This is a genomic window from Streptomyces sp. NPDC059355 (genome assembly GCF_042752335.1).
Lineage (GTDB): Bacteria > Actinomycetota > Actinomycetes > Streptomycetales > Streptomycetaceae > Streptomyces.
This window is the reverse complement of the sequence record NZ_JBHYXN010000003.1, coordinates 252,375-278,788: the sequence shown is the minus strand read 5'-3', so window position 1 is coordinate 278,788 and position 26,414 is coordinate 252,375. Positions and strand designations below refer to the sequence as shown.

Here is a 26,414-nt window from a genome sequence, read left to right as displayed (position 1 = left end):
CCGGGTGGGCGATACTGGGTTCGAACCAGTGACCCCTTCGGTGTGAACGAAGTGCTCTCCCACTGAGCTAATCGCCCGGACGCACCGCAAACATTACCCCATGTCAGCGGTGGTTCCCGACCATCACTGGTCCTTGAGGTTCCAGGGCAGGGTGAGCCCGTACTTCCACAGGTAGAAGCCGATCAGCGCGCCCGCGATCACGAGCCCGACACCGGTCAGGATGAGGTTGCGGCGGCGGACCTTCGGGTCCAGCGCCTTCTGCGCGGCCTCGGTCACCTTGCGCTTGGTCCAGCGCAGCACCAGGTGGGCCCAGGCGAACTCGGTGGCCCAGATCGCCAGGCCCGCGAAGATCGCGACCCAGCCGGGGCCGGGCAGGACGAGCATGGCCACGCCCGCGCCGATGACGGCGAGGCCGACGACGAAGACGCCGACCTGCCAGCTCAGGTGCAGGCTGCGGCGCGACTTGATGAAGGCGGGAGCCTTCGATACGTGCTGCGCTTCTCCCGTGGTCTGCTGAGTCGTGCCGTCGGCTGCGGACTCGACTCCGGACTCGGCTGCGGACCCTTGGGTCCCGCGGTCACTCCCCGTATTCATGAGCCCGAATCTACCGGAGCCGGAAGCACACGTGAATGACGCTTTGGATCCGCCGTCCGAGGGACCCAGAGGTCCGCAAAACGGTCAGAGGGGTTTACAACGGCACCGTAGGTGGCATGTCGATTTCGCCGACGTGCGAATCCCCGAGCGCACACTGAGCGAAAGGCCCTGGCGCTTATGAACACCACGGTCAGCTGCGAGCTGCACCTGCGCCTCGTTGTGTCGAGCGAGTCCTCACTGCCTGTCCCGGCGGGCCTGCGGTATGACACGGCCGATCCCTACGCCGTGCACGCCACCTTCCACACCGGCGCCGAGGAGACGGTCGAGTGGGTTTTCGCCCGAGACCTCCTCGCTGAGGGCCTCCACCGGCCCACCGGAACCGGAGACGTCCGCGTCTGGCCGTCCCGCAGCCACGGTCAGGGCGTCGTCTGCATCGCCCTGAGCTCACCGGAGGGAGAAGCACTGCTCGAAGCACCCGCCCGCGCACTCGAATCGTTCCTCAAGCGGACGGACGCCGCGGTTCCACCCGGGACCGAACACCGGCACTTCGACCTCGACAAGGAGCTCTCCCACATCCTGGCCGAAAGCTGAGCCAGGCCCTCAGGGAGCACCTCCCGGCACGCGCCGGGGGCCACTCCGCACCGTCCGACTCGGGGCGACGGTGCGGGCTGGACGAAAACCTCATACGGCAGTGCCGGCGCTGTTCTCGCGGAAGCCGTCCGCGCGGGCGGCGCCGGTGTGCGTGGCACGGTCGGCCTCACCCCTGGTGACGTGTTCGCCACTGAGGTCCCTCCCGGTTCCGCCCGGGCACGGCTAGAGTCGGCCCCCAGCGGCGGCACTGGTCCGTCGCCGCAGGCCCGGCCCCCAGGGAGCGACCCCCGTGCAGATTCCCCACGACACCCGTCGCGCGCTCGACGTCGTCGTCGCGCTGGTGAACACCACGGCCGAGGCGGAGCAGCCCGACGGCCTGGCGGACGTCGGCTCTCTGCGTGAATTCGTACGCGAATACAAGATCAGCGACATCGGCGAGCTCGGCGTACGCGACCTCGCCGGCGTACGCACCGTCCGCGGCAAGTTCGCCCAGGTCTTCGGGGCGTCCAACCCTCGGATCGCGGCCGGACTGATCAACGAGCTGGTGGCGACCGCCGGCACCACCCCGCAGCTGACCGACCACGACGGCTACGACTGGCACGTCCACTACTTCGCGCCGGGCGCCTCGCTGGGCGACCACCTCGCGGCCGACGGCGGCATGGCGCTGGCCTTCATCGTGGTCTCCGGGGAGCAGGAGCGGCTGCTCCGCTGCGAGGCCCCGGACTGCCGGCGGGCCTTCGTGGACCTGTCCCGGAACCGCTCGCGGCGCTACTGCGACAGCCGGACCTGCGGGAACCGGCTGCACGTGGCGGCGTACCGGGCCCGGCGCAAGGAGGCCGACGCGGGCCCCTCGGAGCCCGGCGCGCAGCAGCATGCACGGCAGGACTCGCAGGACTCCCCCCTCGGCTCACAGCAGGAAGAGGTCGTGCACGGCGGCGAGCAGCAACAGGGTGCCGATCACCCCTAGGAAGATCATCAGGGGCGGCTGGGAGAGCGCGAAGAGGCAGCCTCGCGGCTCCTCGGCGACGGGGGCGGGGACCGGGGCCGGTGCGGGAACCGGCGGGTCGCCCTGCGATGTGTCGAGCATGTCGGGCCGATGATCGCGCAGGGCGCGCTTCACCGGCCCCCAACACGCCAGCCTTTACGCGGGAGTTCACCTCTTCTAGTCAGGCTTGCCGGGATACCGCTCCCCCGGCTCAGATGCCGTGCTTCTTCAGAATCGCTTCGATGTCGGAGAAATCGTCCGCAGGAGTGGCGGGCGTCTGGCGGGGCGCCGGCTGCGCAGAGGCGCCCCGACCCGGCGAGGGGGCGGATGCGGCCGGGGCCACCGCCTCCCGCACGGGGCTCCCCTTGGCCGCCTTGGCGGCCTTCGAGGGCTTGGCCGCCCTGACGGGCTTCTCCCCCGCCCCGAGGCCGCGCCGCTCGATGGCGCGCGTGGTCATGAACAGCACCCAGGAGAGCCCGAGCAGCCCGAAGCCCAGCCAGACGGACGGCTTGAAAACCATCCCGGACACCCACTCCACGAAGCCCGTCAGCACCAGGGCGACCGGCACCAGCGCGTACGCCGCGATGCGCGTGGCGGCGAGGAAGCGCTTGCGGTACGCGGTCACGGCGGCGATGCCCAGGCCGGCCGCGGACACCGCGGAACATATGGTCTCGGCCAGCATGCGGTCCTCCAGGGGTGGTCGATCCGTCCCTTCCATCCTGCACCGGGCACCGCCGCAGCGGCCATGGCCCGAGCTGATCCGGCGCCGATCTCCGGGAGATCTCGGGGTCGCGCCTCCTCCTCAGGGGGTGCGTTTCGATGGTGGCGCCCGGCGGCTGGGACACTGGGCCCATGACCGATTCCGTGATCCTCGACGTCTGGTGCGAACTCCAGTGCCCGGACTGCCACCGAGCCCTGGACGACGTACGCGCCCTGCGGGCCCGCTACGGCGACCGGCTGGACATCCGGCTGCGCCACTTCCCGCTGGAGAAGCACAAGCACGCCTTCGCCGCCGCGCAGGCCGCGGAGGAGGCCGCGGAGCAGGGCCAGGCCTGGCCGTACGTGGAGGCCGTACTGGCCCGCACGGCGGAGCTCGGCGAGCGCGGCGAGGCCGTGCTGCTGGACGTGGCGCGTGAACTCGGCCTCGACGCCGAGGATTTCGACACCGCACTGATCGACGGCCGGCACATCCTGATCGTCGACGCCGACCAGGCCGAGGGCAAGGCGATCGGCGTGACCGGCACCCCGACGTACGTCATCGACGGCGAGCGCCTCGACGGCGGCAAGAGCCAGGAGGGCCTGCGCGCCCGCATCGAGGCGATCGCGGACCGCCTGCTGGCCGCCGCCGACGCGTAGACACCCCCGGGCCCACCCGGCCCTGATCCGCCGGACAGGCCTAGGTCGTGTCGTCAAAGTCCCGTCTGGCCGGCGGGGTCTGGCACGCACGCTCGCCGCGTTGTCGTCGGTCACCGACGCTCCGCGTCGATTCCCTCCTCCGCCTTGCGATCGCACGCACCAGACCCCGCCGGCCCCGCCCTTTCGGGCGGCCGACGCCACTTTGACGACACTCCCTAGAGCAGGTCCTTGGCGTAGTTGACGTCCGTCGCCCGGTAGCCGAGGGACTCGTACAGCCGCAGGGCCGGGGTGTTGCCCGCGAAGACCTGGAGCCCGAGGACACGGTGGCCCCCGGCCAGAGCCGAGCGCTCGGCCAGCAGCATCAGGTCGCGCCCGTGGCCCCGGCCGCGGTGCTCCTCGGCGACGGCGACGTCGAAGACGTACGCGCCCTCCCCGTTCGGCGCCGACCACACGTGGCCGACGGGGACGCCGTCCGCCTCCAGGACGGAGAGGGTGGCGCCCTCGGTCGCCAGTCCGTGGGGCAGGGCACGCTCGTGGTCGGCCACCGACTTCGCGCGCGCGGCCTCCTCCGGCATCCCGCGGCTGCTCCAGTCGGCCGCGTAGCCCTCGATCGCCGCGACGAGCCAGACCTCGTACTCGGCCTCCGTCATGGGGCGGCCGACGACCCCCGCGCGAAGCACGGGAGGCTCCGCCGGGAGGTCCTTGGCCATGTTCCGGCTGTACTCGGCGTACCCGAGCGCCTGAGCCATCCGCAGGCCGCCCGCCGACGCCGCGGGCACGGAGACCCGGACGCGGCGGCAGCCCCAGCCGCGCAGCACCTCCTCGGCCGCGAGCGCCCCGACCGTGGCACGGCCGCGCCCCCGGTCGGGCTCGTCGACGGTGAGGTCGCGTATCTCGCCGACGGTCGGCCCGAAGGGCGTGTCACAGGCGAGCAGCAGTGCGCCGACGCGCCTGCTGTTGACCCGGATCTCGTACGGGCGCGACCTCGCGCCCCCGGTGCTCTGCTGAAGCGGCCCGCTCGGCCGCAGGGTGGTGGTCATCAATCGAGTTCTACCCGCCCTGCGGCCCCCTGCGACAGCCATTAAGCGGGCGGATCGGATCGGTCGTCTCAGGGGTCCAGGTCCGCGCCGGCCCGCGCTTCGAAGATCCGCATCGCCTCGGCGGTGACGGGCCCCGGCGCGGCGCCGGCCACGGGCCGCCCGTCGATCCGGTGGACGGCCTGCACATCGCGCAGCGTGGAGGTCAGGAAGATCTCCTCCGCCTGCTCAAGCACCTCGAAGGGCAGGTCCGCCTCCTTGGCCCCGGCCCAGTCCACGACGAGGGCCCGGGTGATGCCGGCGAGGCAGCCGGAGGCGAGCGGCGGGGTGTACAGCACTCCGTCGAGGACGACGAACACGTTGGAGCCGGTGCCCTCGCAGAGCCGGCCGACCGTGTTCGCGAACAGGGCCTCGGAGGCCCCGGCCCGGTGGGCGGCGGCCAGCGCGACGACGTTCTCGGCGTACGAGGTGGTCTTCAGGCCGGCCACGGCGGAGCGCTCGTTGCGGACCCAGGGCACGGTGATCACGGCGGTGGCGTCGGCCCGGCGGGTCTCCTCGGCCACGGCGACGACGAGGGTGGGGCCGGCGTCGCCGCGGTCGGAGCCGAGCGGGGACACGCCCGCGGTGTACGTGATGCGCATGCGGGCGAGCGGCAGCGGATTGGCCTCCAGGACGGCCGCGCAGGCCCGGCGCACCTCGTCCGGATCGGGGTCCGGCAGTCCGAGGCCGCGGGCGGAGCGGGTCAGCCGGTCCACGTGGCGGGTGAGCGCGAACGCCGTGCCGCTCTCCGCCTTCACCGTCTCGAACACCCCGTCGCCCACGGTCAGCCCGTGGTCGAATACGGACACCTGTGCGCTGTCGGCGTTCCGCAGCGCGCCGTCGAGCCAGATCCTCACCGTACGTTACCTCCGCTCACCCAGGGGTGCCGGTCACCTCATGGGTTCCCGACGCTACCCTGAGCAACCGGGCGGCCTTCAGCTCCGTCTCGGCCCATTCGCGGTCGGGGTCGGAGCCCCAGGTGATCCCGGCGCCGGTGCCGAAGTGCAGGCTCGGGCCGCCCGGGCGGCTGCGGTCGATCCAGAAGGTGCGGATGCCGACGGCCAGCTCGGCGGTGCCGCGGTCGGCGTCGACCCAGCCGATGCCCCCGCAGTAGGGACCCCGGGGGGCGGTCTCCAGGGCCTCGATGATCCGCAGCGCGGAGGACTTGGGGGCGCCCGTGACGGAGCCGGGCGGGAAGGTCGCGGCGAGCAGCTCGGGCCAGCCGGCGCCGTCGGCGAGTTCGCCGCTGACGGTGGAGACGAGGTGGACCAGGCCCGGGTGCTCCTCGACGGCGCACAGTTCGGGGACGGTGACGGAGCCCGTGGCGCAGACCCGGCCGAGATCGTTGCGCACGAGGTCCACGATCATGACGTTTTCGGCGTGGTCCTTGGGCAGGAGGTCGGCGGCCGTGCGGCCGGTGCCCTTGATGGGCCCGGACTCCACGTGGCGGCCGACCCGGCGCAGGTAGAGCTCCGGGGAGGCGGTGGCGATCTCGACGCCGTGGGCCGGGAGCCGAATCGTTCCTGCGTACGGGGCCGGGTTGCCGCGGGCGAGCAGCGCCGTGAGGGCGTCGACGTCGGCGCGGTCGGGGTCGGGCAGCGGCGCGGACATCACGCGGCAGAGGTTGGCCTGGTAGACCTCGCCGGCGGCGATGTGCTCGCGGATGCGGCGTACGCCGGCCGTGTAGGCCGCGCGGTCGAGGGAGGAGGACCACTGGTCGGCGGCGGGGCCGCGCCAGGCCCCCGGGACGGGCGGCGGGACGGGGTCGGGGCGTATGTCGCCGAAGCGGGCGCAGACCAGCCGGCCCTCGAAGTCCGCGGCGACCGCCCAGAAGCCCGTCGAGTCGAGGGCGCAGGGGTCGCTGGTGACGTCTCGGAGGTCGGTCGCGAGGAGGCCGCCGAAGCGGGCCAGGGGAAGCAGGTCGTGCACGGCTGCGAGTCTATGACCGGTGGCGCCGCGGCGCCGGTGAGGTGACCGCCGGGTGACCGGTGGTGATCGAGCGGCAGCACGCTGCGGAAACGCGTTTTTGAGCTGGCCCGGGAATCCGCTAGAGTTCAACACGTCGCCAGGGAGCGAAGGGGTAAAACCCGGAGCGAACGCGGTGACCTGCGGACGTAGCTCAGTTGGTAGAGCACCACCTTGCCAAGGTGGATGTCGCGAGTTCGAGTCTCGTCGTCCGCTCGAAGTGGGGGATCTTCCCGAGAATCCCTGCGGCTCCATGGTGGAGTGGCCGAGAGGCGAGGCAACGGCCTGCAAAGCCGTCTACACGGGTTCAAATCCCGTCTCCACCTCCAAGGACGATTAGCTCAGCGGGAGAGCGCTTCCCTGACACGGAAGAGGTCACTGGTTCAATCCCAGTATCGTCCACTGATCCGCAAGGATCCCCGCGCGATTAGCTCAGCGGGAGAGCGCTTCCCTGACACGGAAGAGGTCACTGGTTCAATCCCAGTATCGCGCACGCAGTACACGCACCACCTGCTTGAACTGCGGTTTCGCACCGCGGTCCCGCGCGATTAGCTCAGCGGGAGAGCGCTTCCCTGACACGGAAGAGGTCACTGGTTCAATCCCAGTATCGCGCACCACCTCCGGAAGCCCCGGCCGTTCTCACGGCCGGGGCTTCCGCGTTGCCGGGGCGGCTCAGGAGGAGAAGAGCATCCGGCCGAAGCCGCCCTTGTGGTGGCCGTGGTGACCGTGGCCGTGGCCGCCGTGGTGCGGGGCGCCCCAGGCGGGCGCCGGGGCGTGCGCGGCCGGGTAGGGGGCCGGGGGCGCGGCGGGCGGCGGGACCTGGCCGTACTGGCCGCCGGTGTACTGGGACTCCAGGCGGGTCAGCGCCTCCAGCTCGCCGTAGTCGAGGAAGATGCCGCGGCAGTTGCTGCACTGCTCGATCTGGACACCGTTGCGGGTGTAGGTGTGCATCATCGCGTGACACTTCGGACACTGCATGACCGGATCAACTCCTCGCCGTCTGCTTCGACACCGGATGCATGCCCGGTGGCGTGAAGCTCACCCTACGACGGAGCCAGCGCCTCCAAGTCGGGCGGGAGGGAGGCAATCCGGGCGCAGGATTCCACCATCAGCCGTTCCACGTCTTCGAGTCGGCGTCGGCTTTCGGCTGATTTGGCCAGGGCGAGGGCGGCGGTCTGCACGGTCAGGGCCCGGGCGGCGAGGTCCAGTTCCGGCCAGGGGTCGGAGCCGGGCGGCCCGGCCGCGGGGCCGCCGGCGGCGCGGTAGGAGTCGAGGAAGCGGACCCAGGCTCCGGTGTCGAGCAGCCCGGCGGCGTACCAGGCCGCGGGCCGGGCCAGATCCCAGGCGGGGGTCCCGATGCCGAGGTCGTCCACGTCGATGAGGCGCCAGCCCCCGTCGGGGCCGGGCCCCCGCACCAACTGCCCCAGGTGCAGGTCCCCGTGGCACAGGGCCCCGCCCCGGGGAGCCGGGGCCTCCCCGCGCACCCAGGCGGGCAGGGTCCGCGCCGCCGCCCGTACGAGGTCGCCGGCGGACCGGCCCTCGGCGGGGCCGGGCACGAGCGCGGCCCCGGACCGCGCCCCGGCGGGACTCCGGGCGCCCTCGGGGCTTCGGACACCGTCTCGGCCACCGACCGCGCCGGCGGCCGTGGCCCGGGACAGACGGCGCAGGGCGCGGGCGAGCTTGGCCGGGCCGCGCATCGGGGGGACCGGTCCGGGCAGCCGGTGCACGGGCACCTGGTGCAGGGCCGCCAGCAGCCGCCCGGCCGCCTCCCAGGGGGCGTCCTCGGGACGCTCCGGGTCGACCGGGGCCCCGTACGGCCAGAGGGACACGGGCCGGCCCCCGAGGTAGCCGACCTCGGGGCGCAGCGGGGCCAGCAGCACCCCGGCCAGCGCCTCGTCCGCGGCGATCCGCATCCGTACGGCGAGGCCCGCGCGGTCGCTGTCCCCGGCGTGCGCCTTGGCCACGATCTCGCCGCAGCGCACGACCGTGCCGTCCTCGCGCTCGGCGAGCAGCTCGTACGGGGCGCCCCGCTCCCCCGCGCCGGCGTACGCCGCGAGGGCTGCGGGCAGTGGCTCCTGGTTCATCGCGGTTCCACGGCTCCCGTCACTGGCGTCTCGGAAGCAGGTTACGGAACCGCGCGGCCGCATGAAGCCGTGGACGGCGGTGCGGGAGGGCATGAAAAAGGGTGCTGCCCGTCCGACTCCCCAGTCGTACGGGCAGCACCCTTCACCTGCCGTCCGTCGCGCCCCCGTCCCCACGGGGTTCGACGGGCCGATGTCCCGGTCCGGGCCGCTCTCCCGGACCCGGGGCGCCGCTCAGCGCCCCAGCATCACGCCCACGGACGACGCCTGTGCCGCCACCTGGTCGAATCCTCCGAAGAGGAAGAGCAGGAGGGCGGCCAGGGGGAGCACCATGGCCGCGGCCACCAGTGGATGGCGCGTGCCGGACTCATGGCCGTTGAACGCGAATGCCTTGCGTCCGTGCCGTGCGATGTCCGCCATGGTCCTCTCCCTGTCGGTTGGCAGCGGCGGGCTTGTGACCTCGGGGGACGAGTGCTCCACCCGCCGCTTGTCTTCAACACTAGGCGCGGCGAAGTCCCCTGGCGTCCTGCCCTCGTACCCCTTGGCAGGCCTCCAGGAGGATGACGGGCCGCCGTGCGTGTACTCCCCTGGGTGGAGACCGGCCCCCCGGTGTGAGGGTCATCCCGGAGGGGATGACCGGAGGGTGGTGAGTTCGCTCACTTCCGTCACTCCCCGCGCATGTGTGTCCGCCGACGGGGTAAGCCCGAGATCACCCCGCACGCCTGCCCTGCGCACGCGCCGCCGGCTGCCGGGCGCCCCGCACACGACCCCGGCCGGATGCCCAATCCCCTTGGCCCGAGGGCCGTTTGGCCGTACGGGCAAGTGCCTTACGGGCAGGGGTCCGTGCGGGTGAGGAACCCTCAAGTGGGTTGCCCCGCACTGACCATCGAATCTTCCGGCGAGGGCGCGGCCTCTGAGCGCTCGTGGCGGATCGTCCGTAAGCTGTGGCACGTCAACAGGACGACCGGTCAGCGGGGTGGACATGGCGATGATGCGGCTCCGGCGCGAGGACCCGCGTGTCGTCGGATCATTCAGGCTGCACCGGCGGCTCGGGGCCGGCGGCATGGGTGTGGTCTACCTGGGATCGGACCGGCGCGGCCAGCGGGTCGCGCTCAAGGTGATCCGGCCCGACCTGGCCGAGGACCAGGAGTTCCGCTCTCGCTTCGCGCGCGAGGTGTCCGCCGCGCGGCGGATCCGCGGCGGGTGCACCGCACGCCTGGTGGCCGCGGACCTGGACGCGGAGCGTCCGTGGTTCGCCACCCAGTACGTGCCCGGCCCTTCCCTGCACGACAAGGTGGCCGAGGAGGGTCCCCTCACGGCCGCGCAGATCGCCGCGATCGGGGCCGCGCTCTCCGAGGGACTGGTCGCCGTGCACGAGGCGGGGGTCGTCCACCGCGATCTCAAGCCCTCGAACATTCTTCTGTCCCCCAAGGGCCCCCGGATCATCGACTTCGGGATCGCCTGGGCCACGGGTGCGAGCACCCTCACCCATGTCGGCACCGCCGTCGGCTCCCCCGGATTCCTCGCGCCCGAACAGGTGCGCGGGGCCGCCGTCACCCCGGCGACCGACGTGTTCGCCCTGGGGGCCACCCTCGCCTACGCGGCGACCGCCGATTCGCCCTTCGGGCACGGCAGTTCCGAGGTCATGCTGTACCGCGTGGTGCACGAGGAGCCGCATCTGGTGGGGGTCCCGGACGCGCTGGCCCCGCTCGTACAGGCATGCCTCGCCAAGGACCCCGAGGAGCGGCCCAGCACGCTCCAGCTGTCGATGCGGCTGAAGGAGATCGCGGCCCGCGAGGCGCAGGGGCTGTCCGACGGACGCCCTCCGGCGCAGCGCGCACGGGCCGCCGAGCGGCCGACGGGGCGGCTGGCCGACGCGTACGCGGACCAGCACACGGAGCGGCGTACGGGCGGCACTCCGGCGCCCCAGGGACCGGACCAGGGCCAGGGCCAAGGGCAGGGGCAGGGGCCGCACAGCGGCGGGCACCCTCGGTCCTCGTCCTCCCGGCCCTCGTCCCCCCGGCCTTCGTCCTCGCGGAACCCGGGCGGCCCGTCCTCCCGCCCGACAGCGGGGCGTACGGGCGGCCGCCAGGCCCCGCGCACGACGGGAGCGGGGCGGCGCCCCTCACGGCCGGACCCCCGGCTGATGCGGCAGCGGCTGATCGTGTTCGTCGTGGTCACGCTGATCGTGGCGCTGGGGATCGCCGCCGCCCAGAAGTTCTAGACCTCCGCGGAAGCGGCGGCCTGGGGCGGGCGGGTCGCGTAGAAGGCCACCGCGGAGGCCGCGGCCACGTTCAGCGAGTCGATGCCCTCCGCCATCGGGATCCGGACCCACTCGTCGGCGGCGCGCAGCGCGTACGTGGACAGGCCGTGCCCCTCGGAGCCGAGCATGATCGCCGAACGCTCGAAGCGCTCCGGCGGGACCTGGTCCAGCGGCGTGGCCTTGGGGCTCGGCGTCATGGCAAGGATCCGGTAGCCCGCCTCGCGGACCTTCTCCAGGTCGGCGGGCCACTGGTCCAGGCGCGCGTAGGGAACCGAGAACACGGAGCCCATGGAGACCTTGATGGCGCGCCGGTAGAGCGGATCCGCGCAGTCCGGGGAGAGCAGTATCGCGCTGATGCCGAGGGCCGCGGCGCTGCGGAAGGCGGCGCCCAGGTTGGCGTGGTCGACGAAGCCCTCGAAGACCGCGATCCGGTGGCCCGCGCCCGCCCCCTCCGCCGCGAGCAGTTCGTCGGCCGCGGGCAGCGGCTTACGCTGCATCGAGGCGAGGGCGCCCCGGTGCACGTGGTAGCCGGTGACGCGCTCGGCGAGCTCCGGGGTGACGGCGTAGACCGGGGCCGGGAGTTCGTCGATGACGTCACGCATGACGTCGACCCACTTGGCGGAGAGCAGCATCGAGCGCATCTCGTACCCGGCGTCCTTGGCGCGTCTGATGACCTTCTCGCCCTCGGCGATGAACAGGCCCTCCGCGGGCTCGCGCCGGCGCCGGAGTTCGACGTCGGTCAGGCCCGTGTAGTCGCGCAGGCGCGGATCGTCGGGGTCTTCGACGGTGATGAGATCAGCCACAGGGTGATACTGCCTTGTCCGGGTTGTGGTGCCAACGGCCGTGCGGGCCGCGGATGTTTCAGGCGGTGGGGGCGGCGGGGGCCCCGACGTTGACGACCTCGCCGATCACGATGACCGCGGGCGGACGGACCTCCTGCTCCCGTACGGTCGCGCCGACGGTGGCAAGGGTGGCGTCCACGCGGCGCTGGGTGGCCGTGGTGCCCTCCTGGACGACCGCGACCGGGGTGCCCGCGGGGCGGCCGTGCCGCACCAGGGCCTCGGCGATCAGGCCGATCTTGTCCACGCCCATCAGGATCACCAGGGTGCCGGTGAGCTTGGCGAGGGAGGCCCAGTCCACGAGGGAGCGCGGGTCGTCGGGGCCGACGTGGCCGCTGACCACGGTGAACTCGTGCGCCACACCGCGGTGGGTGACCGGGATGCCGACGGCGCCGGGCACCGAGATGGAGCTGGAGATGCCGGGGACGACGGTGCAGGGGATGCCGGCCTCGGCGAGGGCCTGGAGCTCCTCCATGCCGCGGCCGAAGACGTACGGGTCCCCGCCCTTGAGCCGCACCACGGCCTTGCCGGCCTTGGCGTGCTCGATCAGGGCGTTGTTGATGGCCTCCTGGGCCATGAAACGGCCGTACGGGATCTTCGCGGCGTCGATGACCTCGACGTGCGGCGGGAGTTCGTCGAGCAGGTCGCGGGGGCCGAGCCGGTCGGCGATGACCACGTCGGCCTCGGCGAGGAGGCGGCGCCCGCGGACGGTGATCAGGTCGGGGTCGCCGGGGCCGCCGCCGACGAGCGAGACGCCGGGGGTGCGGGTGCGGTTCGCGGTGAGGGAGCCGTCGCGCAGCCCCTCGACGACGGCGTCGCGGACGGCGGCGGAGCGGCGGGGGTCGTTGCCGCTGAGGACGGCGACGGTGACCCCCTCGACGCGGCCGGTGGCCGGGGTCCAGGCGGTGGCCGCCTCGGCGTCGTCGGCGCGCACGCACCAGACCCGGCGGGCCTCGGCCTCGGCGGAGGCGGCGTCGTTGGCGGCCCGGTCCCGGGTCGCGATCAGCGCGTACCAGGCACCGTCCAGGTCCCCGTCCTGGTAGCGGCGGCGCTCCCAGCGGATCTCACCGGTACCGGCCATGGCGTCCACGGAGGGCGTGGCGGAGGGCGAGACGAGGAGGACGTCGGCGCCGGCCGCGATCAGCGCGGGCAGCCGGCGCTGGGCGACCTGGCCGCCGCCGATGACGACGACGCGGCGGCCGGCGAGGCGGAGTCCTACGGGGTACGCGGGGTGTTCGGCCATGGCGGTGCGGCTCCTGATGCGGCGGTGTGTGCTGGCCGCTGCTGCGCTGGAGCGGCTGTCGGAGTGTGACGTGCGGTTTTGGTGTCCGGGTCCACGATACGACCCGCGCCGTCGCCCCCGGGGCTCCACCCCCGGCACTGACCGGTGGGACCGCCGCGCGGGGCCTTCCCCCCGCCCCTTCCCGTTCCGGGGCCGCGCCACGGAGCCCGCGCCACGAACGCCGGCGGGGCCGAGGCCGCCGCTGCACGGCGATCCCGGCCCCGCTCGGCTGATCCCGGCTACTTCTCGGTGACTCCGGCCGCGTCGAAGGTGGCCACCTCGTGCATCGCGCGGGCCGCGCTCTGGACCAGCGGGAGGGCCAGCAGCGCGCCCGTGCCCTCGCCGAGGCGGAGGTCCAGGTCGATCAGCGGACGCAGGCCCAGCTTGTTCAGGGCCGCGACGTGGCCCGGCTCCGCGCTGCGGTGGCCCGCGATGCACGCCGACAGGGACTCCGGGGCGATGGCCCGGGCCACCAGGGCCGCCGCGCCCGCGCTCACGCCGTCCAGGATCACCGGGGTGCGCAGGGATGCGCCGCCGAGCAGGAGGCCCACGATCGCCGCGTGCTCCAGGCCGCCGATGGCCGCCAGGACGCCGATCGGGTCCGCCGGGTCCGGCTGGTGGAGCTCCAGTGCGCGGCGTACGACCTCGACCTTGCGGGCGTGCGTCTCGTCGTTGATGCCCGTGCCGCGACCGGTGACCTCCGCCGGGTCGACGCCCGTGAAGACCGAGATCAGCGCGGCCGACACCGTCGTGTTCGCGATGCCCATCTCGCCGGTCAGCAGTGCCTTGTTGCCCGCCGCCACCAGGTCGCGGGCCGTCTCGATGCCCACCTCGATGGCCGCGATCGCCTCCTCGCGGGTCATCGCCGGGCCGGTGGAGAGGTCCGCGGTGCCCGGGCGGACCTTGCGCGGGAGCAGGCCGGGGGTGGCGGGGAGGTCCCCGGCCACGCCGACGTCGATCACGCAGACCTCGGCGCCGACCTGGTTGGCGAACGCGTTGCAGACCGCGCCGCCGCCCAGGAAGTTGGCCACCATCTGCGTGGTGACCTCCTGGGGCCACGGCGTGACGCCCTGGGCGTGCACCCCGTGGTCGCCCGCGAAGATCGCGACCGCCGCCGGCTCCGGGATCGGCGGCGGGCAGACCCGGGAGAGGCCGGACAACTGTGCGGAGATGATTTCGAGCATGCCCAGGGCGCCGGCGGGCTTGGTCATGCGCTTCTGGCGCTCCCACGCCTCGCCCAGCGCCTTCGCGTCGAGCGGGCGGATGCTGGCGACCGTTTCCGAGAGCAGGTCGTGCGGCTCCTCGCCGGGCAGGGCGCGCCGCCCGTACGTCTCCTCGTGGACGACCCAGGCCAGCGGCCGGCGCTGCGACCAGCCGGCCTGCGCCAGCTCGGGCTCCTCCGGGAACTCGTCGACGTAGCCGACGCACAGGTACGCGACGACCTCCAGGTGCTCCGGCAGGCCGAGCTCGCGGACCATCTCGCGCTCGTCGAAGAAGCTGACCCAGCCGACGCCGAGGCCTTCGGCGCGCGCGGCGAGCCAGAGGTTCTCGACGGCGAGGGCCGAGGAGTACGGGGCCATCTGCGGCTGGGTGTGCCGGCCGAGGGTGTGGCGGCCGCCGCGGGTGGGGTCGGCGGTGACGACGATGTTCACCGGGGTGTCGAGGATGGCCTCGATCTTGAGTTGCTTGAACTGCTTCGCCCGGCCCTTGGGCAGCGACTTCGCGTAGGCCTCGCGCTGGCGCTGGGCGAGCTCGTGCATCGTGCGGCGGGTCTCGGCCGAGCGGATGACGACGAAGTCCCAGGGCTGGGAGTGGCCCACGCTGGGCGCGTGGTGCGCGGCTTCCAGGACGCGCAGCAGCACCTCGTGCGGGATCGGGTCGGTGCGGAAGCCGTTGCGGATGTCGCGGCGCTCGCGCATGACGCGCAGGACGGCCTCGCGCTCGGCGTCGGTGTAGGCGGGGGCCGCCTCGCCCGCGGAGTGCTCGGGGACGGCTCCGAGGGGCGCGCCGGACTCGGACCCGGGCTCGGGCTCGGTGACGGCCTCCGCGACCGGCTCGGCGGCCGCTACGGCGACCGGCTCGGGCTCCGGGGCGGGCTCGGCAGCGGCTTCGGGCTCCACGGGCTCGGCCTGCGGGGCCGCTTCCGGTACGGGCTCCACGGCGACGGGGACCGCGGGCGCCTCGGGGGCGACGGGCTCGACGACCTGGACGGCCTCGGGGACCTGGACCACCGTTTCCGCGGGCAGGGCCGCCGGCTCCGGCTCGGCGGCCGGCGCCTCCACCGGCGCGGCCTCGGCCACGACCGGCTCGGGCTCCGCGGCGGGCGCCGCCGGGGCCTCGACGGGCTCTGCGGCGACCGGCGCCTCGGCCGCGGGCTCCGGCGCCGGCTCCGCGGCGGCCGCGGCCGGCTCGGGCTCCGACGCCGCGACCGGCTGCGGCTGGGGGGCCTCCGGGGCGGCGGGGGCTTCGGCGGGGACCTCGGCAGCCACCGGCGCCTCGGGCACCATGACGGGCTCGGGCACCACCACGGGCGCGGGCACCATCACAGGCTCGGGCGCCATGACGGGCTCCGGCGCCATCACGGGCTCGGGGACCACGACGGCCTCCGGGACGACGGCGGGCTCCGGCGCCATCACGGGCTCCGGGACCACGACGGCCTCCGCGACGACGGCGGGCTCCGGCGCCATCACGGGCTCCGGGACGGCCGCGGGCTCCGGTGCCGGCTCCGCCGACCACGGGGCGCCGGCCTGCGGCGGGGTCTCGCCGGGCTGCGGCGCGGCCGGCACGGTGGCGGCCTCGGGCCGCGGGACGTCCAGGTACTCGGGGCCCAGGGTCGGCGGACCGGCCACCTGCACCGGGATCGGCACCACCGTTGCGGCTACGGGCGCGGCCACGGGAGCGGCGGGCGCAGCCACCTGCGCCAGGGGCACGACGGGGGCCGCGGCCGGGCCGCGGTCGGCGAGGGAACGTACGACTCCGCCGGTGGCCTCGGGCACGGGCGGGCCCATGTGCAGTGGTCGGCGCGAGGGCGCGACGGGGGCCGCGGGCGCGGCCTGGGCCACCGGGGCCGCCGCCTGCGGGACAACGAGGCCGCCGAGGTCCAGGGCGCCGGAGTCACGGCCGCCGGCCTCGTGCGCGCCCGCGCTGTACGACGCGTCGGCGTACGAGGCGTCGCCGTACGACGGGTCGGGGAACTCGGACCGGGCGGGGTGGCCGGGCTCGGTGTACACGGCCAGAGCCTCGGGGTACTCGGCGTAGGGCGCTTCACCGTAGGAGGCCGGGGCGGGGAAGACCGGCGCCGGCGGGACGACCTGGGGGTCGCTCCACGAGCCCTGGCCGCTCGGCATCAGCAGCAGTTCCTCGTCCTCCGGCTCGGCCGGGTTGTCCACGAGGTCCTGGAAGGCGTAGCCGCCCTGGACGGGAGCGGGGGCGGGGCCCGGGTGCTGGACCGGAGCGGGAATGCCCTGCTGATCCACCATGCCCGCGTTGTCCGGGAGACCCTCGCCCGGTACCTGGCCGGTGTCAGTCATGCGTACCCCTCGCCCATCGGTTGTGCGTCTTCGATCGCCCGGCGCCCGAGCGGGGTTGCCGTACGACGTGTCCGTCACGCGCACGCCCCGCACGACAACCCGTAAGCATTGTCGCGCCCGTGAGCCACCATGGCGGCCATAACCGGCATGGTGCGCTGTGGACTGCGCCACGTCGCGCGTCCGGCGGTGCCGTCACCCCCGGAGATGCCAGGGCGGTACGATGATCGGCCAGCCTACCCCGAGACCGCTCAGCGGTTCACGGGGCGTTCGGCTGCCAGGAGGAAGACGACGGAACGGTCCTGTTCGCCCCAGGTACGGGTGTCCAGTCCCACCGACTGGAGGAGCGCGCACTCGACGGTGTATCCGCCCTCGGCGAGCGCACGGCCGATCGCCTCCGCCTCGTCGCGGGTGGAGGCGTGGCTGACGATCCGTTCGGGGCGGCGGTCGGCGACGGCCCGGGCGACCTCGGCTCCCCCGCCGCCGACGCGGACGACGTCGGGTTCGGGGAGGTCCTCCAGTACGTGCGGAGCACGCCCGGCGACGACCTGGAGCTGTACGCCCCGCTTGCGGGCGGCGGCAGTTGCGCGTTCGCAGGCGCGCGGGTCGGCGTCGACCGCGATGACGGCGGCGCCGAACGCGGCGGCCTCCACCGCAAGGGCGCCGGAGCCGGTGCCGATGTCCCAGACCAGGTCGCCGGTGCGCGGGCCGAGGCGGGCGAGCTGGGCGGCGCGCAGCAGCGCCGACTCCCCTTCGCCTCCGTCGGGCCCGGGCCGGGCCCAGCCGCGTCCGCCGGTGTGGGCGGCGTTCTGGCCGAGCAGCCAGGCCGGATCGGCAGCCGCGGCGGAGTGCGCGGCGGGGGCGGCGGCCTGTCCGCCGATGACGATGACGACGTTGGGGTCGCGCCAGCTGTGGTCGGGGACCCGGTCGGAGGTCAGGACGGTGACCTGCTCCTTGGCGGTGCCGAGCTCCTCGCAGATCACGAAGGTGCGGTGGACCCCGCCGAGCAGCAGGGCCAGTTCGGCGGGGCCGGCGCCGGGCGAGGTGAGGACGGCGACCTTGCCGTGGGCACGGCAGACGTTGACGGCGCGGCGCAGCGTACGGGGGTGGGCGACGACTACCTGGGCGTCGTCCCAGGGCATCCCGGCGCGGGCGAAGGCGGCCGCGACGGCGGACACGGCGGGAACGACCTCGACCTCGAGGCCGTGCTCCGGGGCGCGCAGCGTCCGTACGGCGCCGAAGAAGCCGGGGTCCCCGTCGGCGAAGACGACCGCGGTGCCGCGGTGGCCTGCGATGCGGCGGGCGGCGAGGCCGAGGCTGCCGAGGCGGATGCGCTCGGCGGCGGGCGGTACCTCGGGGAGGGCGAGGTGGTGGGCGGCGCCGGCCACGAGGGTGGCGGCGGAGAGCGCGGACCGGGCGGCCGCGGTCAGGGGCGAGCCGTCCCAGCCGATCACCGTGACCCGGTCGGCCATCGTCGTCAGTCTCCTGGGGTGGGGGCGGGAGGAGCTTCGCCGGCAGGGGCCGGCGGGCGGGCACCAGGCACGGTGAGACTACCTGGTCATCGGGTCGGTCCGGTCAGCTCCAGTCGGCGCCGACGGCGAAGCCGCTCGCGCCCGCCCGGGCGCCGCGGCCGTACCCGTAGTCGTCGTGGCCGTTGTAGCCGTCCGACTCCTCCATGTCGTCGATGTCCTCGGGGAGCAGGCTCCAGACGATGAGGTCGGTGCGGGTGTCCGTCCAGGAGCCGTCTGTTGCGTTTTCGGGCCGGGTGCGCACCATCCACGCGTTGCGCAGGACGCCTTCGCTGATGCAGCCGATCTTCTGGGCCACCTGCTGGGAGGCGGTGTTGTCGGCGGCGGTGCGCAGTTCGAGGCGTTCGAAGCGCTGGTCGTGGAAGAGCCATTGGGCGACGGCGAGTACGGACTCGCTGGCGTAGCCCTCGCCGCGGGCCCAGGGGGCGGTGACGTAGCCGACCTCTGTGCTGCGGGTGCGCCAGTTGGTGTTCCTGAGGTGCACGATGCCGACGAGGCGCTGGGTGAGGAATTCGGCGACGGCAAAAACGATGCCTCTGCCCTCGGTGCGCTCCGCGTGGGAGTCCCGGGTGGCCCAGGCGTCGGCGTCGGCGTGGGTGTAGGGGTGCGGTACGGAGGTCCAGGCGGTGACGTGCTCGTCGTTCATCATCTCGGCGAGCGCGGTGACGTCCTCCCCGTCGAAGGGGCGCAGCACCAGCCGGTCCGTGCTGATGGTGACGTCCGGGAAGGTGGTAGTCATGCGCAGCTCCATGCCGTTGCTGGACCTTTGTGCGGGCCGTAGGCACAGCATGCAGCATCGGCGGTGGGATGTGGCGGCCGGGTTGCCCGGAAGCGGGCAGCGTTCGGCCCCGTACTCCCACGAGGGGCGTACGGGGCCGAACAGCGGTGCCGATCAGTGGTGGCGATCGGCGGTGGGGCGGGAGATCAGGACGCGGGGGTGCCGAAGGCGGGGACGACCGAGCCCTGGTACTTGTCCTCGATGAACTTCTTGACCTCGTCGGAGTTGAGGAGCTTGGCGAGCTTCTCGATCCGCGGGTCCTTCTCGTTGCCGGCCTTCACCGCGAGGAAGTTGGCGTACGGGTTGCCCTCGGACTTCTCCAGGACCAGCGCGTCCTTGGCGGGCGAGAGCTTGGCCTCCAGGGCGTAGTTGCCGTTGATCACCGCGGCGTCCACGTCGTTCAGGGCGCGCGGGACCGTGGCGGCCTCCAGCTCCTTGAACTCCAGGCCCTTCTTGTCGGTGATGTCGGACAGCTTGGCGCCGGTGCCGACACCTTCCTTGAGGGTGATCAGGTTGTTCGCGGCGAGCAGCTGGAGCGCGCGGCCCTCGTTGGTGGTGTCGTTGGGGACGGCGATGGTCTGGCCGGCCTTGATGTCGGCGAGGGCCTTGACCTTCTTGGAGTAGAGGCCGAGCGGCTCCAGGTGCACGTTCACGACGGGCACGATGTGGGTGCCGTTCTTCTTGTTGAAGTCGTCGAGGTACGGCTTGTGCTGGAAGTAGTTGCCGTCGACCTGGCCCTGCTCGGTGGCGGTGTTGGGGAGCACGTAGTCCGTGAACTCCTTCACCTCCAGCTTGAGGCCCTCCTTGGCCGCCAGCTTGTCCTTGACGAAGTTCAGGATGTCGGCGTGCGGGCTCGGGGAGGCCGCTATGACGAGCGGCTTGCTCTCGTCGACCTTGCCGCCGCCGGCCTTGGTGGAGGACGGGTCCGAGGAGCTGCCGCAGGCCGTGAGGCCGAGGGCGAGCGCGGCGGAAGCGGCGGCGAAAGCGGTGAGCTTGATGTTCTTGCGCACGAAGAGTGCCTTTCTTGCTTTTTTCCGGATGGAGGCCCAAGCACGACAAGTGCGGGCATTCGGAGAGGGGAGGTTCTGGGGGTGCCGTGGGCCCGGTTCAGGCTGTCCGGCCGCGGCGGGCGAGGAGGCGTACCACGCCGTCGCCGATCAGCTGGATCACCGTGACGATGGCGATCAGGACCACGACGGTGGCGAGCATGAAGCCGGTCTCGAAGCGCTGGAAGCCGTACGTGATGGCCTTGGAGCCGAGGCCCTCGCCGCCGACCGCGCCGGCCATGGCGGAGTAGCCGATCAGGGTGATCAGCGTGGTGGTGACGGCCGCGACCAGCGAGGGCAGGGCCTGCGGGAGCAGCACCTTGCCGACGAGGGTGGGAACGCCGCCGCCCATGGACTCGACGGCCTCGATCAGGCCGTGGTCCACCTCGCGGACGGCCGTCTCGACGAGGCGGGCGAAGAAGGGGATGGCCCCGATGGCCAGCGGGACGATCATGGCGGTGGGGCCGATGAAGGTGCCGACGACTGCGGTGGTGACCGGGATCAGGGCGATCAGCAGGATGATGAACGGCAGCGAGCGGCCCATGTTCACGATCACGCCGAGGACCTTGTTGAGCGGCCGGTTCTGCAGGAGGCCGCCCTTGTCGGTGAGGACGAGGAGGACGCCGATGGGCAGTCCGCCGAGGACGGTCACCAGGGTGGACCACAGCACCATGTAGAGGGTGTCGTACGTGCCCTGGGTGAGCAGGGGCTGCATCTCGGACCAGGTCACTTGGCACCATCCTTGACCAGTGCGGCCAGTTCGTTCTCGATCGCGTCGGCGGCGTCCTCTTCCTCGACCACGTCCACCTGGAGGCCCTGCTCGCGCAGGAAGCCGACGGGCACGACGTTGTCCTCGTAGCGGCCGGGCAGCTCGATGCGCATGCGGCCGATCTGGCGGCCGGCGACGGTGTCCATCGCGGCGCCGAGGATCGAGATGTCGATGTTGTACGTCCGCGACAGCTGGGAGATGACCGGCTGGGTGGCGGCCTCGCCGTGGAAGGTGACGTCGACGACCGTGCGGTCGGGGCCGGTGGCGGTGCCGCTGACGGGGAAGAGCTCGCGGGCGAGCTCGGAGCCGGGGGTGGCGAGCAGTTCGGCGACGGTGCCGGACTCGATGATGCGGCCCCGCTTCATGAGGGCGGCCGAGTCGCAGACCGTCTTGACGACGTCCATCTCGTGGGTGATGAGCAGGACGGTCAGGCCGAGCTGCTGGTTGAGGTCGCGCAGCAGCTGGAGGATCGAGCGCGTGGTCTCGGGGTCCAGGGCGCTGGTGGCCTCGTCGGAGAGGAGCACCTTGGGGTCGCCGGCCAGGGCGCGGGCGATGCCGACGCGCTGCTTCTGGCCGCCGGAGAGCTGGCCGGGGTAGGCCTTGGCCTTGTCGGAGAGGCCGACGAGGTCGAGCAGTTCGAGGGCCTTGCGGGAACGCTCGCGGCCGGAGACGCCGAGGATCTCCAGGGGCAGTTCGATGTTGCCCTGGACGGTGCGCGAGGACAGCAGGTTGAAGTGCTGGAAGACCATGCCGATGCGGCTGCGGGCCTCGCGGAGCTCCTTGCCGGCGCGCCGGCCGCGGCCGGCGCGCGCGGTGAGGTCGACGCCGTCGACGGTCACGGTGCCGGTGGTGGGGCGCTCCAGCAGGTTCACGCAGCGGATCAGGGAGGACTTGCCGGCGCCGCTCTGGCCGATGACTCCGTAGACCTCGCCCTCGCGGACGTGCAGATCGACGCCGTCCAGGGCGGTGACCTCGCGGCCACGGGACTGGTAGACCTTCGTGAGGCCCGATGTGGTGATCACAGGAATTCCGTCGCTGTCGAGTGCGCGGCGCAGCGGGGTGCCGACACGGGGCAAACATCTGGGGACGCGATACGGGTCGAACCGTCACAAAAAGGCGGCGTCAACGCATGCGTGGGGCAGGAGCGGTCCGCGGTGTGGACGGGCTCGGCCGGGTCTCGCTTCGGGGCGCGAGACGCAGGAGAGGGGCCCTCAGAAGGCGCACATTCGACACATACAACGAGCACCGGGCGTCATCGTCGCCTCGGTCGCAAGGGTGCGGCTGCTCGTCGTGGTCATGGGCCCCAGTAAAGCAGACGTATCCCGTCACCGATCAAAGCTGTCCGCATACCGGACGGAATCCGACCACATTCCGGACGACCTCGGTCAGCCCCGGCCGCCCGCGGACACCGTCATGCGGCCCTCGCCGACCTGCACGGACACGGCCGGGAGGTCCCGTACGACCACGTCCGCGTCGAGCTCGGCGGCGGGGTGCGTTGTGGTCAAGGCCACGGTCCGCATCCCGGCGGCCCGGCCCGCGCGCAGGGGTGCGCGCACCGGGCCTTTCGGCCCGTAATACCCTCGCTGCATGCTCGACGCCCTGACGGTCGCCCTCGGCGCGGCCGCACTCGCCCTCGCCGCCTGGTGCGGATTCGCCGCCATGCGGGACCAGCCCACCAAGGACTGGCACTTCATCGGCATGGGCGTGGTGACCCTGCTTGCCCTGGCCCAGCTGGTGGTCGGCGTGGTCGAGCTGGCTCGGGGCGGCAAGCCCGACGAGGGCACGGTGATCTTCGTGGCCTACCTGGTGGGCGCCTTCGCGGCGGTCCCGGCCGCCGGGCTGCTCTCGCTCAGCGAGCGGACCAAGTGGGGCTCGGTGACGGTGGCCGCGGGCGCACTCGTCCTCGCCGTCCTCGAAGTACGCCTCTACGACATCTGGGGGACCCCCGGTGCCTGACACGACGACCGCCACTCCGGGCGAACGCAAGCGGCTGGTCTCCGGACCCGGACTGCTGCTGGTCTGGCTGTACGGGGTGATGGTGGTGGGCGCGCTGTCGCGCTCGGCCTACCAGATCTCCACCGAGTTCGACCGGGCGCCGCTGGCGTACTCGCTGTCCGGCGCGGCGGCCCTGGTCTACGCGTTCATCACGTACTCGCTGGTGCGCGGCGGGGAGACGGCCCGCCGGGCGGCGCTCTTCTGCTGCGCCGCCGAGCTGGCCGGCGTACTGGCCGTGGGCACCTGGACACTGGTGCGCCCCGAGGCCTTCCCGGACGCGACCGTCTGGTCGGACTTCGGGATGGGCTACCTGTTCATCCCGGTGATCCTGCCGATCACCGGGATGCTCTGGCTGCGCACGAAGCGCTGAATGCCGGGTACCGGGCTCAGGCGCTGAGCCCCGAACGCCCGAACGTCAGGCGCTGACCGCGAAGTCGGCCGCGTCGGTGGCCTCCTTCTCCAGGATGACCAGGCGTACGCCGTCGGAGGCCGTGCGGCCGCCGACCTGTACGTAACCGGCCTTGCGGTAGAGACGCAGGTTGGACTCGCTCTTGTGGCCGGTGTGCAGGCGGAAGCGGGTGGTCTCGGCGTGGCCCACGAGGGCCTCCTCGACGGCGCGCAGCAGCCGGGCGCCGAGCCCGTGGCCCTGCAGGCGCGGGTGGACGCAGAGCTTGGCGATCTTGCCGGTGCCGTCCTCGTCGACGCTGCCGCGCACGGTGCCGACCACTTCGTCGCCGAGCCGGGCCACGAGCACGGTGTCCGACTCCAGCTCCGCCCTGAGGGAGTCCAGGGTCTGGGTGAGCGGCTGGATGCGGTAGTTGCCGTACAGCTCGGCCTCACGCTGGAACGCCAGGTACTGCAGTTTGAGGATCTGCTCAGTGTCCTCGGCAGCTGCCGCCGAAATGGTCACGCTCATGCCCATGTGCGCATGCCTCCCGCTCACCTGGTAGCCCATTGGTCTACCGCTCCCTTCCCCGAAGGCGGGGAGCCGCAACCTCTGACGCGAGCATTCTGCGCAGACATCCCAGGCAACGGGAACGGACGGGTCCTAAACTTCCTTGTGAGATACCCAACTCTCCTGCGATTTCACGGTAGGTGAGGTCTCTGGGCGAAAGAAGTGCCCCCATGAGCTCCGGACACCGTCCGGGCAATCGGGCGACCGCCGATCGGAGGGCCCGGTTCTCCTCCCCGTGCAGCAGGGCGTCTTCGGGCTCGGCGCCCGCGCTGCCGGGCCGGCCGCCGTACGGGATCTCGCGGCGGGCGCGGCGCCGGGCGAGCCGGGCTTCGGCGCGCACCGCCCGGCGCAGCCAGCGGGCCGGCTCGGCGGGGGCGGGGTCGTGTTCCAGCAGCCTGACCCAGACGGCTTGTTCCAGGTCGGCCGCTTCCACTCCGGCGCCCGGGGCCTCCGCGGCCGCCTCGGCGGAGAGCAGCGGGCCCAGTTCGTTCAGCAGGTCGGAGTCCTTCAGCAGGTCCATGCCGGGCGGGACGCGCGGGCCGTGCCCGGCGGTTTCCGCACCCGGCACAGCCCACCCGTACGTGATATTCCGCTTATCTGTTGACGGTGCGGGGCCTCGGAGTCGGCAGAAAGCCGGCCCTCTCTCCTCAGCGGCCGCGCCCCGGGCGGAAGGCCTCCGCCGCGAGCAGTCCGGTGTCCGCGTTGTCCGTGAAGATGCCGTCGATGCCCTGCTCGAAGTACGTCTTGAAGGCGCCGAACGCGTCCCCGTACGCGTTCGGGTCGGTGCCCTTGCGGTACTCGGCCGGCAGGAAGGTGTTCTCGTTGCGCGCGGTATAGGGGTGCAGCACCAGCCCGCGGGCGTGGGCGTCCTTGACCAGCGTGGTCGGGGCGCCGAGCTTGCCGGAAGCGTCGCGCGGGAGGATCAGGTCCATGGTGGGGCCGATGCCCTGGGCGAATCCGGCGATCCACTTCAGGCCCTCGGGCTTGACCAGGTCCGACACCGTGCGCGGGTCCTTGGCCTGTTCGAAGTCCCAGGGCCGGGTGCCGGCGGCGGACAGCAGGACCACGCGCGGCGCGGAGACCAGCCGGGAGAGCCGCTGGATGCTGGAGGGCTCGAAGGACTGCAGGAAGAGGGGAGCGCCCAGGCCGTCGCGGCCGTAGCGGCGCAGCAGCTTGGCGAGGGGCTCTTCGAGGCCCAGGCCCAGGGACCGGAAGTACGTGGGGTGCTTGGTCTCGACGTGCAGCCAGACGCGCCTGCCGCGGCGCTTGCCCTCGCGGTCGGCCCAGCGCAGCACTTCTTCGAAGGTGGGCACGTCCCACCGGCCGTCGTAGAGGGTGTTGCGCTGACGGACGGCGGGGATGCGTTCCTTCGCCCGCAGGGTCTTCAGCTCGGCGAGGGTGAAGTCCTCGGTGAACCAGCCCGTGACCGCGACCCCGTCGATCGACTTGGTCGTACGCCGGGAGGCGAACCCGGGGTGGTCGGCGACGTCCGTGGTGCCGCCGATCTCGTTCTCGTGGCGGCACACCAGGTGGCCGTCCTTGGTGGGCACCAGGTCCTGCTCGACGACGTCCGCGCCCAGGTCGAGGGCGAGCTGGTACGAGCCGAGGGTGTGCTCGGGCCGGTAGCCGCAGGCCCCGCGGTGGCCGATGACCAACGGGACGGGAAGGTTCCGGTAGCCGCCGCGGCGTACGTCGGCGGCGTAGGCCGCCTCTGCCGCCCGCGCCGCGTCCACGGCCCCCGCTCCCTCGGCGGCGGAGGCGGATCCCGCCGAAATTCCGGCCATACCGCCGCCCGCTGCCAGGACGGCCGCTCCCAGGACCGTGCGCCGTGCTGCCCCACCCTGCGTCATGAATGCCACTCCAGTCGTCTGAGGGGGCCGGGCGGTACCCGGGGTCTGCGGGTCCGAGCGGCCCGATTCGGCGTGCGCATCGTAGGCAGCAGCCGGTGGCGCGGGGGTGGGCCCGGGGGGAACATGGCGGAAACGTGCGTCAACACTGCGTATCCACCTCGTGAACCCGATGTGCGCTCGGAGCTGACCCGCGAGTATCGTCCTCACCTGCACTACCCCCGTGTGGTGCGAAAATCGCGTTTCGATGCCGGAGGGCTCACGTTGTTCCGTACATCGCTCATCAAAGCCACTGTCGGACCGGTCATGCGCATGATGTTCCGCACCCGTGTGGAGGGCATCGAGAACATCCCGGGCACCGGTCCGGTGATCCTGGCGGGCAACCACCTCACCTTCATCGACTCCATGATCCTTCCGCTGGTGTGCGACCGCACGGTCCACTTCATCGGCAAGGACGAGTACGTGACGGGCAAGGGCATCAGGGGCCGCGCCATGGCCTGGTTCTTCACCGGGGCCGGCATGATCCCGGTCGACCGTGACGGCGCCAACGGCGGCGTCGCCGCCCTGATGACCGGCCGCCGCATCCTCGAAGAGGGCAAGATCTTCGGGATCTACCCCGAGGGCACCCGCTCCCCCGACGGCCGCCTGTACCGCGGCCGCACCGGCATCGCCCGGCTCACCCTGATGACCGGCGCCCCCGTGGTCCCCTTCGCGATGATCGGCACCGACAAGCTCCAGCCGGGCGGCAAGGGCATGCCGCGCCCGGGCCGGGTCACCGTCCGCTTCGGCGAGCCGATGGAGTTCTCCCGCTACGAGGGCATGGACCGCGACCGCTACGTGCTGCGCGCCGTCACGGACTCGGTGATGGCGGAGGTCATGCGGCTCTCGGGCCAGGAGTACGTGGACATGTACGCCACCAAGGCGAAGGCCGCGTAG

At 72.8% G+C, this 26,414-nt stretch carries 27 protein-coding genes, 6 tRNA genes and 1 pseudogene; 12 read left to right on the top strand and 22 right to left on the bottom strand.

What is annotated here, in order from left to right:
• Window positions 1-5 precede the first annotated feature (5 nt).
• Together ACFXGI_RS04980 and ACFXGI_RS04975 are read right to left on the bottom strand one after the other, a co-directional pair.
• Window positions 6-77: transfer RNA gene (locus ACFXGI_RS04980), tRNA-Val, on the bottom strand.
• 46 nt (window positions 78-123) lie between these two features.
• Window positions 124-594: a TIGR02611 family protein gene (locus ACFXGI_RS04975; RefSeq protein ID WP_384703346.1), complete on the bottom strand. Its 471-nt coding sequence runs from the start codon at window positions 592-594 to the stop codon at window positions 124-126.
• Between the two features lie 177 nt (window positions 595-771).
• On the opposite strand from ACFXGI_RS04975, the gene ACFXGI_RS04970 reads away from it, so the two are divergent.
• Complete coding sequence (locus ACFXGI_RS04970) at window positions 772-1,185, top strand: SsgA family sporulation/cell division regulator (RefSeq protein WP_030011909.1); 414 nt, start codon at window positions 772-774, stop codon at window positions 1,183-1,185.
• Window positions 1,186-1,474: 289 nt separating this feature from the next.
• A pseudogene (locus ACFXGI_RS04965) lies at window positions 1,475-2,029 on the top strand (CGNR zinc finger domain-containing protein); the annotation flags it as partial.
• Between the two features lie 63 nt (window positions 2,030-2,092).
• On the opposite strand, the gene ACFXGI_RS04960 reads toward ACFXGI_RS04965, so the two are convergent.
• A complete protein-coding gene (locus tag ACFXGI_RS04960) occupies window positions 2,093-2,272 on the bottom strand; it encodes a hypothetical protein (RefSeq protein WP_078860215.1) in 180 nt (59 codons plus the stop codon).
• A gap of 109 nt (window positions 2,273-2,381) precedes the next feature.
• Entirely contained in the window at window positions 2,382-2,852 is a 471-nt protein-coding gene (locus ACFXGI_RS04955; protein WP_384703343.1) for a hypothetical protein, read from the bottom strand.
• A gap of 170 nt (window positions 2,853-3,022) precedes the next feature.
• On the opposite strand from ACFXGI_RS04955, the gene ACFXGI_RS04950 reads away from it, so the two are divergent.
• On the top strand, window positions 3,023-3,526 hold the full coding sequence (locus ACFXGI_RS04950) for a DsbA family protein (RefSeq protein ID WP_384703340.1): 504 nt from the start codon (window positions 3,023-3,025) through the stop codon (window positions 3,524-3,526).
• Window positions 3,527-3,741: 215 nt separating this feature from the next.
• On the opposite strand, the gene ACFXGI_RS04945 is transcribed toward ACFXGI_RS04950, so the two are convergent.
• The 3 genes from ACFXGI_RS04945 to ACFXGI_RS04935 form a co-directional block, all read right to left on the bottom strand.
• The gene (locus tag ACFXGI_RS04945) at window positions 3,742-4,566 is read right to left on the bottom strand and encodes a GNAT family N-acetyltransferase (protein ID WP_384703337.1); all 825 of its coding nucleotides are present in this window, start codon (window positions 4,564-4,566) and stop codon (window positions 3,742-3,744) included.
• 68 nt (window positions 4,567-4,634) lie between these two features.
• A complete protein-coding gene (locus ACFXGI_RS04940; RefSeq protein WP_384703334.1) occupies window positions 4,635-5,459 on the bottom strand; it encodes an aminotransferase class IV in 825 nt (274 codons plus the stop codon).
• Window positions 5,460-5,475: 16 nt separating this feature from the next.
• A complete protein-coding gene (locus ACFXGI_RS04935) occupies window positions 5,476-6,531 on the bottom strand; it encodes a chorismate-binding protein (RefSeq protein WP_384703331.1) in 1,056 nt (351 codons plus the stop codon).
• 179 nt (window positions 6,532-6,710) lie between these two features.
• On the opposite strand from ACFXGI_RS04935, the gene ACFXGI_RS04930 reads away from it, so the two are divergent.
• From ACFXGI_RS04930 to ACFXGI_RS04910, 5 genes are all read left to right on the top strand, one after another.
• Window positions 6,711-6,783, top strand: a tRNA-Gly gene (locus ACFXGI_RS04930).
• 39 nt (window positions 6,784-6,822) lie between these two features.
• Window positions 6,823-6,896, top strand: a tRNA-Cys gene (locus ACFXGI_RS04925).
• 1 nt (window position 6,897) lies between these two features.
• Window positions 6,898-6,969 (top strand) — tRNA-Val (locus ACFXGI_RS04920).
• A 19-nt stretch (window positions 6,970-6,988) separates the two neighbouring features.
• Window positions 6,989-7,060: transfer RNA gene (locus ACFXGI_RS04915), tRNA-Val, on the top strand.
• Between the two features lie 49 nt (window positions 7,061-7,109).
• Window positions 7,110-7,184: transfer RNA gene (locus ACFXGI_RS04910), tRNA-Val, on the top strand.
• 55 nt (window positions 7,185-7,239) lie between these two features.
• On the opposite strand, the gene ACFXGI_RS04905 is transcribed toward ACFXGI_RS04910, so the two are convergent.
• The 3 genes from ACFXGI_RS04905 to ACFXGI_RS04895 form a co-directional block, all read right to left on the bottom strand.
• Window positions 7,240-7,545 (bottom strand): zf-TFIIB domain-containing protein, encoded by a 306-nt coding sequence (locus tag ACFXGI_RS04905; RefSeq protein WP_384703328.1) that lies wholly within the window; start codon window positions 7,543-7,545, stop codon window positions 7,240-7,242.
• Between the two features lie 65 nt (window positions 7,546-7,610).
• Window positions 7,611-8,651, bottom strand: a complete 1,041-nt coding sequence (locus ACFXGI_RS04900; protein WP_384703325.1) for a phosphotransferase family protein — start codon at window positions 8,649-8,651, stop codon at window positions 7,611-7,613.
• Between the two features lie 231 nt (window positions 8,652-8,882).
• Window positions 8,883-9,068: a hypothetical protein gene (locus ACFXGI_RS04895; protein ID WP_030860094.1), complete on the bottom strand. Its 186-nt coding sequence runs from the start codon at window positions 9,066-9,068 to the stop codon at window positions 8,883-8,885.
• A gap of 562 nt (window positions 9,069-9,630) precedes the next feature.
• Between ACFXGI_RS04895 and ACFXGI_RS04890 the strand changes: the two genes are divergently transcribed.
• A complete protein-coding gene (locus tag ACFXGI_RS04890; protein WP_384703322.1) occupies window positions 9,631-10,872 on the top strand; it encodes a serine/threonine-protein kinase in 1,242 nt (413 codons plus the stop codon).
• Here ACFXGI_RS04890 and ACFXGI_RS04885 read toward each other — a convergent pair.
• The 9 genes from ACFXGI_RS04885 to ACFXGI_RS04845 form a co-directional block, all read right to left on the bottom strand.
• Complete coding sequence (locus tag ACFXGI_RS04885; RefSeq protein ID WP_384703319.1) at window positions 10,869-11,714, bottom strand: TrmH family RNA methyltransferase; 846 nt, start codon at window positions 11,712-11,714, stop codon at window positions 10,869-10,871. The two genes, ACFXGI_RS04890 and ACFXGI_RS04885, sit on opposite strands and share 4 nt — an antisense overlap.
• 58 nt (window positions 11,715-11,772) lie before the next feature.
• Window positions 11,773-12,993, bottom strand: coding sequence for a uroporphyrinogen-III C-methyltransferase (gene cobA / locus ACFXGI_RS04880; protein ID WP_384703316.1), 1,221 nt, complete (start codon window positions 12,991-12,993; stop codon window positions 11,773-11,775).
• A 278-nt stretch (window positions 12,994-13,271) separates the two neighbouring features.
• Window positions 13,272-16,562, bottom strand: coding sequence for a nicotinate-nucleotide--dimethylbenzimidazole phosphoribosyltransferase (cobT, locus tag ACFXGI_RS04875; protein WP_384703313.1), 3,291 nt, complete (start codon window positions 16,560-16,562; stop codon window positions 13,272-13,274).
• 248 nt (window positions 16,563-16,810) lie between these two features.
• Window positions 16,811-18,031, bottom strand: a complete 1,221-nt coding sequence (gene cbiE / locus ACFXGI_RS04870; RefSeq protein ID WP_384703310.1) for a precorrin-6y C5,15-methyltransferase (decarboxylating) subunit CbiE — start codon at window positions 18,029-18,031, stop codon at window positions 16,811-16,813.
• A 103-nt stretch (window positions 18,032-18,134) separates the two neighbouring features.
• Window positions 18,135-18,827, bottom strand: coding sequence for a GNAT family N-acetyltransferase (locus tag ACFXGI_RS04865; protein ID WP_384703307.1), 693 nt, complete (start codon window positions 18,825-18,827; stop codon window positions 18,135-18,137).
• A 185-nt stretch (window positions 18,828-19,012) separates the two neighbouring features.
• Window positions 19,013-19,876: a MetQ/NlpA family ABC transporter substrate-binding protein gene (locus ACFXGI_RS04860; RefSeq protein ID WP_384703304.1), complete on the bottom strand. Its 864-nt coding sequence runs from the start codon at window positions 19,874-19,876 to the stop codon at window positions 19,013-19,015.
• Between the two features lie 97 nt (window positions 19,877-19,973).
• Window positions 19,974-20,642, bottom strand: coding sequence for a methionine ABC transporter permease (locus ACFXGI_RS04855; RefSeq protein WP_384703301.1), 669 nt, complete (start codon window positions 20,640-20,642; stop codon window positions 19,974-19,976).
• Window positions 20,639-21,703, bottom strand: a complete 1,065-nt coding sequence (locus tag ACFXGI_RS04850; RefSeq protein WP_384703298.1) for a methionine ABC transporter ATP-binding protein — start codon at window positions 21,701-21,703, stop codon at window positions 20,639-20,641. The genes ACFXGI_RS04855 and ACFXGI_RS04850 overlap by 4 nt, the downstream gene beginning before the upstream one ends.
• A 363-nt stretch (window positions 21,704-22,066) precedes the next feature.
• Window positions 22,067-22,192, bottom strand: coding sequence for a hypothetical protein (locus ACFXGI_RS04845; protein WP_384703296.1), 126 nt, complete (start codon window positions 22,190-22,192; stop codon window positions 22,067-22,069).
• A 76-nt stretch (window positions 22,193-22,268) separates the two neighbouring features.
• Between ACFXGI_RS04845 and ACFXGI_RS04840 the strand changes: the two genes are divergently transcribed.
• Both ACFXGI_RS04840 and ACFXGI_RS04835 read left to right on the top strand, forming a co-directional pair.
• Window positions 22,269-22,637: a hypothetical protein gene (locus ACFXGI_RS04840; RefSeq protein WP_384703294.1), complete on the top strand. Its 369-nt coding sequence runs from the start codon at window positions 22,269-22,271 to the stop codon at window positions 22,635-22,637.
• Window positions 22,630-23,046: a hypothetical protein gene (locus ACFXGI_RS04835; protein ID WP_384703291.1), complete on the top strand. Its 417-nt coding sequence runs from the start codon at window positions 22,630-22,632 to the stop codon at window positions 23,044-23,046. The genes ACFXGI_RS04840 and ACFXGI_RS04835 overlap by 8 nt, the downstream gene beginning before the upstream one ends.
• Window positions 23,047-23,091: 45 nt before the next feature.
• Here the strand turns inward: ACFXGI_RS04835 and ACFXGI_RS04830 are convergent, their stop codons facing one another.
• The 3 genes from ACFXGI_RS04830 to ACFXGI_RS04820 all read right to left on the bottom strand — a co-directional run bounded on the left by ACFXGI_RS04830 (window position 23,092) and on the right by ACFXGI_RS04820 (window position 25,481).
• Window positions 23,092-23,598, bottom strand: a complete 507-nt coding sequence (locus tag ACFXGI_RS04830; RefSeq protein ID WP_384703449.1) for a GNAT family N-acetyltransferase — start codon at window positions 23,596-23,598, stop codon at window positions 23,092-23,094.
• Between the two features lie 37 nt (window positions 23,599-23,635).
• A complete protein-coding gene (locus ACFXGI_RS04825; RefSeq protein ID WP_351771965.1) occupies window positions 23,636-24,151 on the bottom strand; it encodes a sigma-70 family RNA polymerase sigma factor in 516 nt (171 codons plus the stop codon).
• Window positions 24,152-24,278: 127 nt separating this feature from the next.
• Entirely contained in the window at window positions 24,279-25,481 is a 1,203-nt protein-coding gene (locus ACFXGI_RS04820) for a glycerophosphodiester phosphodiesterase (protein WP_384703288.1), read from the bottom strand.
• A gap of 303 nt (window positions 25,482-25,784) precedes the next feature.
• Here ACFXGI_RS04820 and ACFXGI_RS04815 point away from each other — a divergent pair, with 303 nt between their 5' ends.
• Entirely contained in the window at window positions 25,785-26,414 is a 630-nt protein-coding gene (locus tag ACFXGI_RS04815; protein ID WP_384703285.1) for a lysophospholipid acyltransferase family protein, read from the top strand.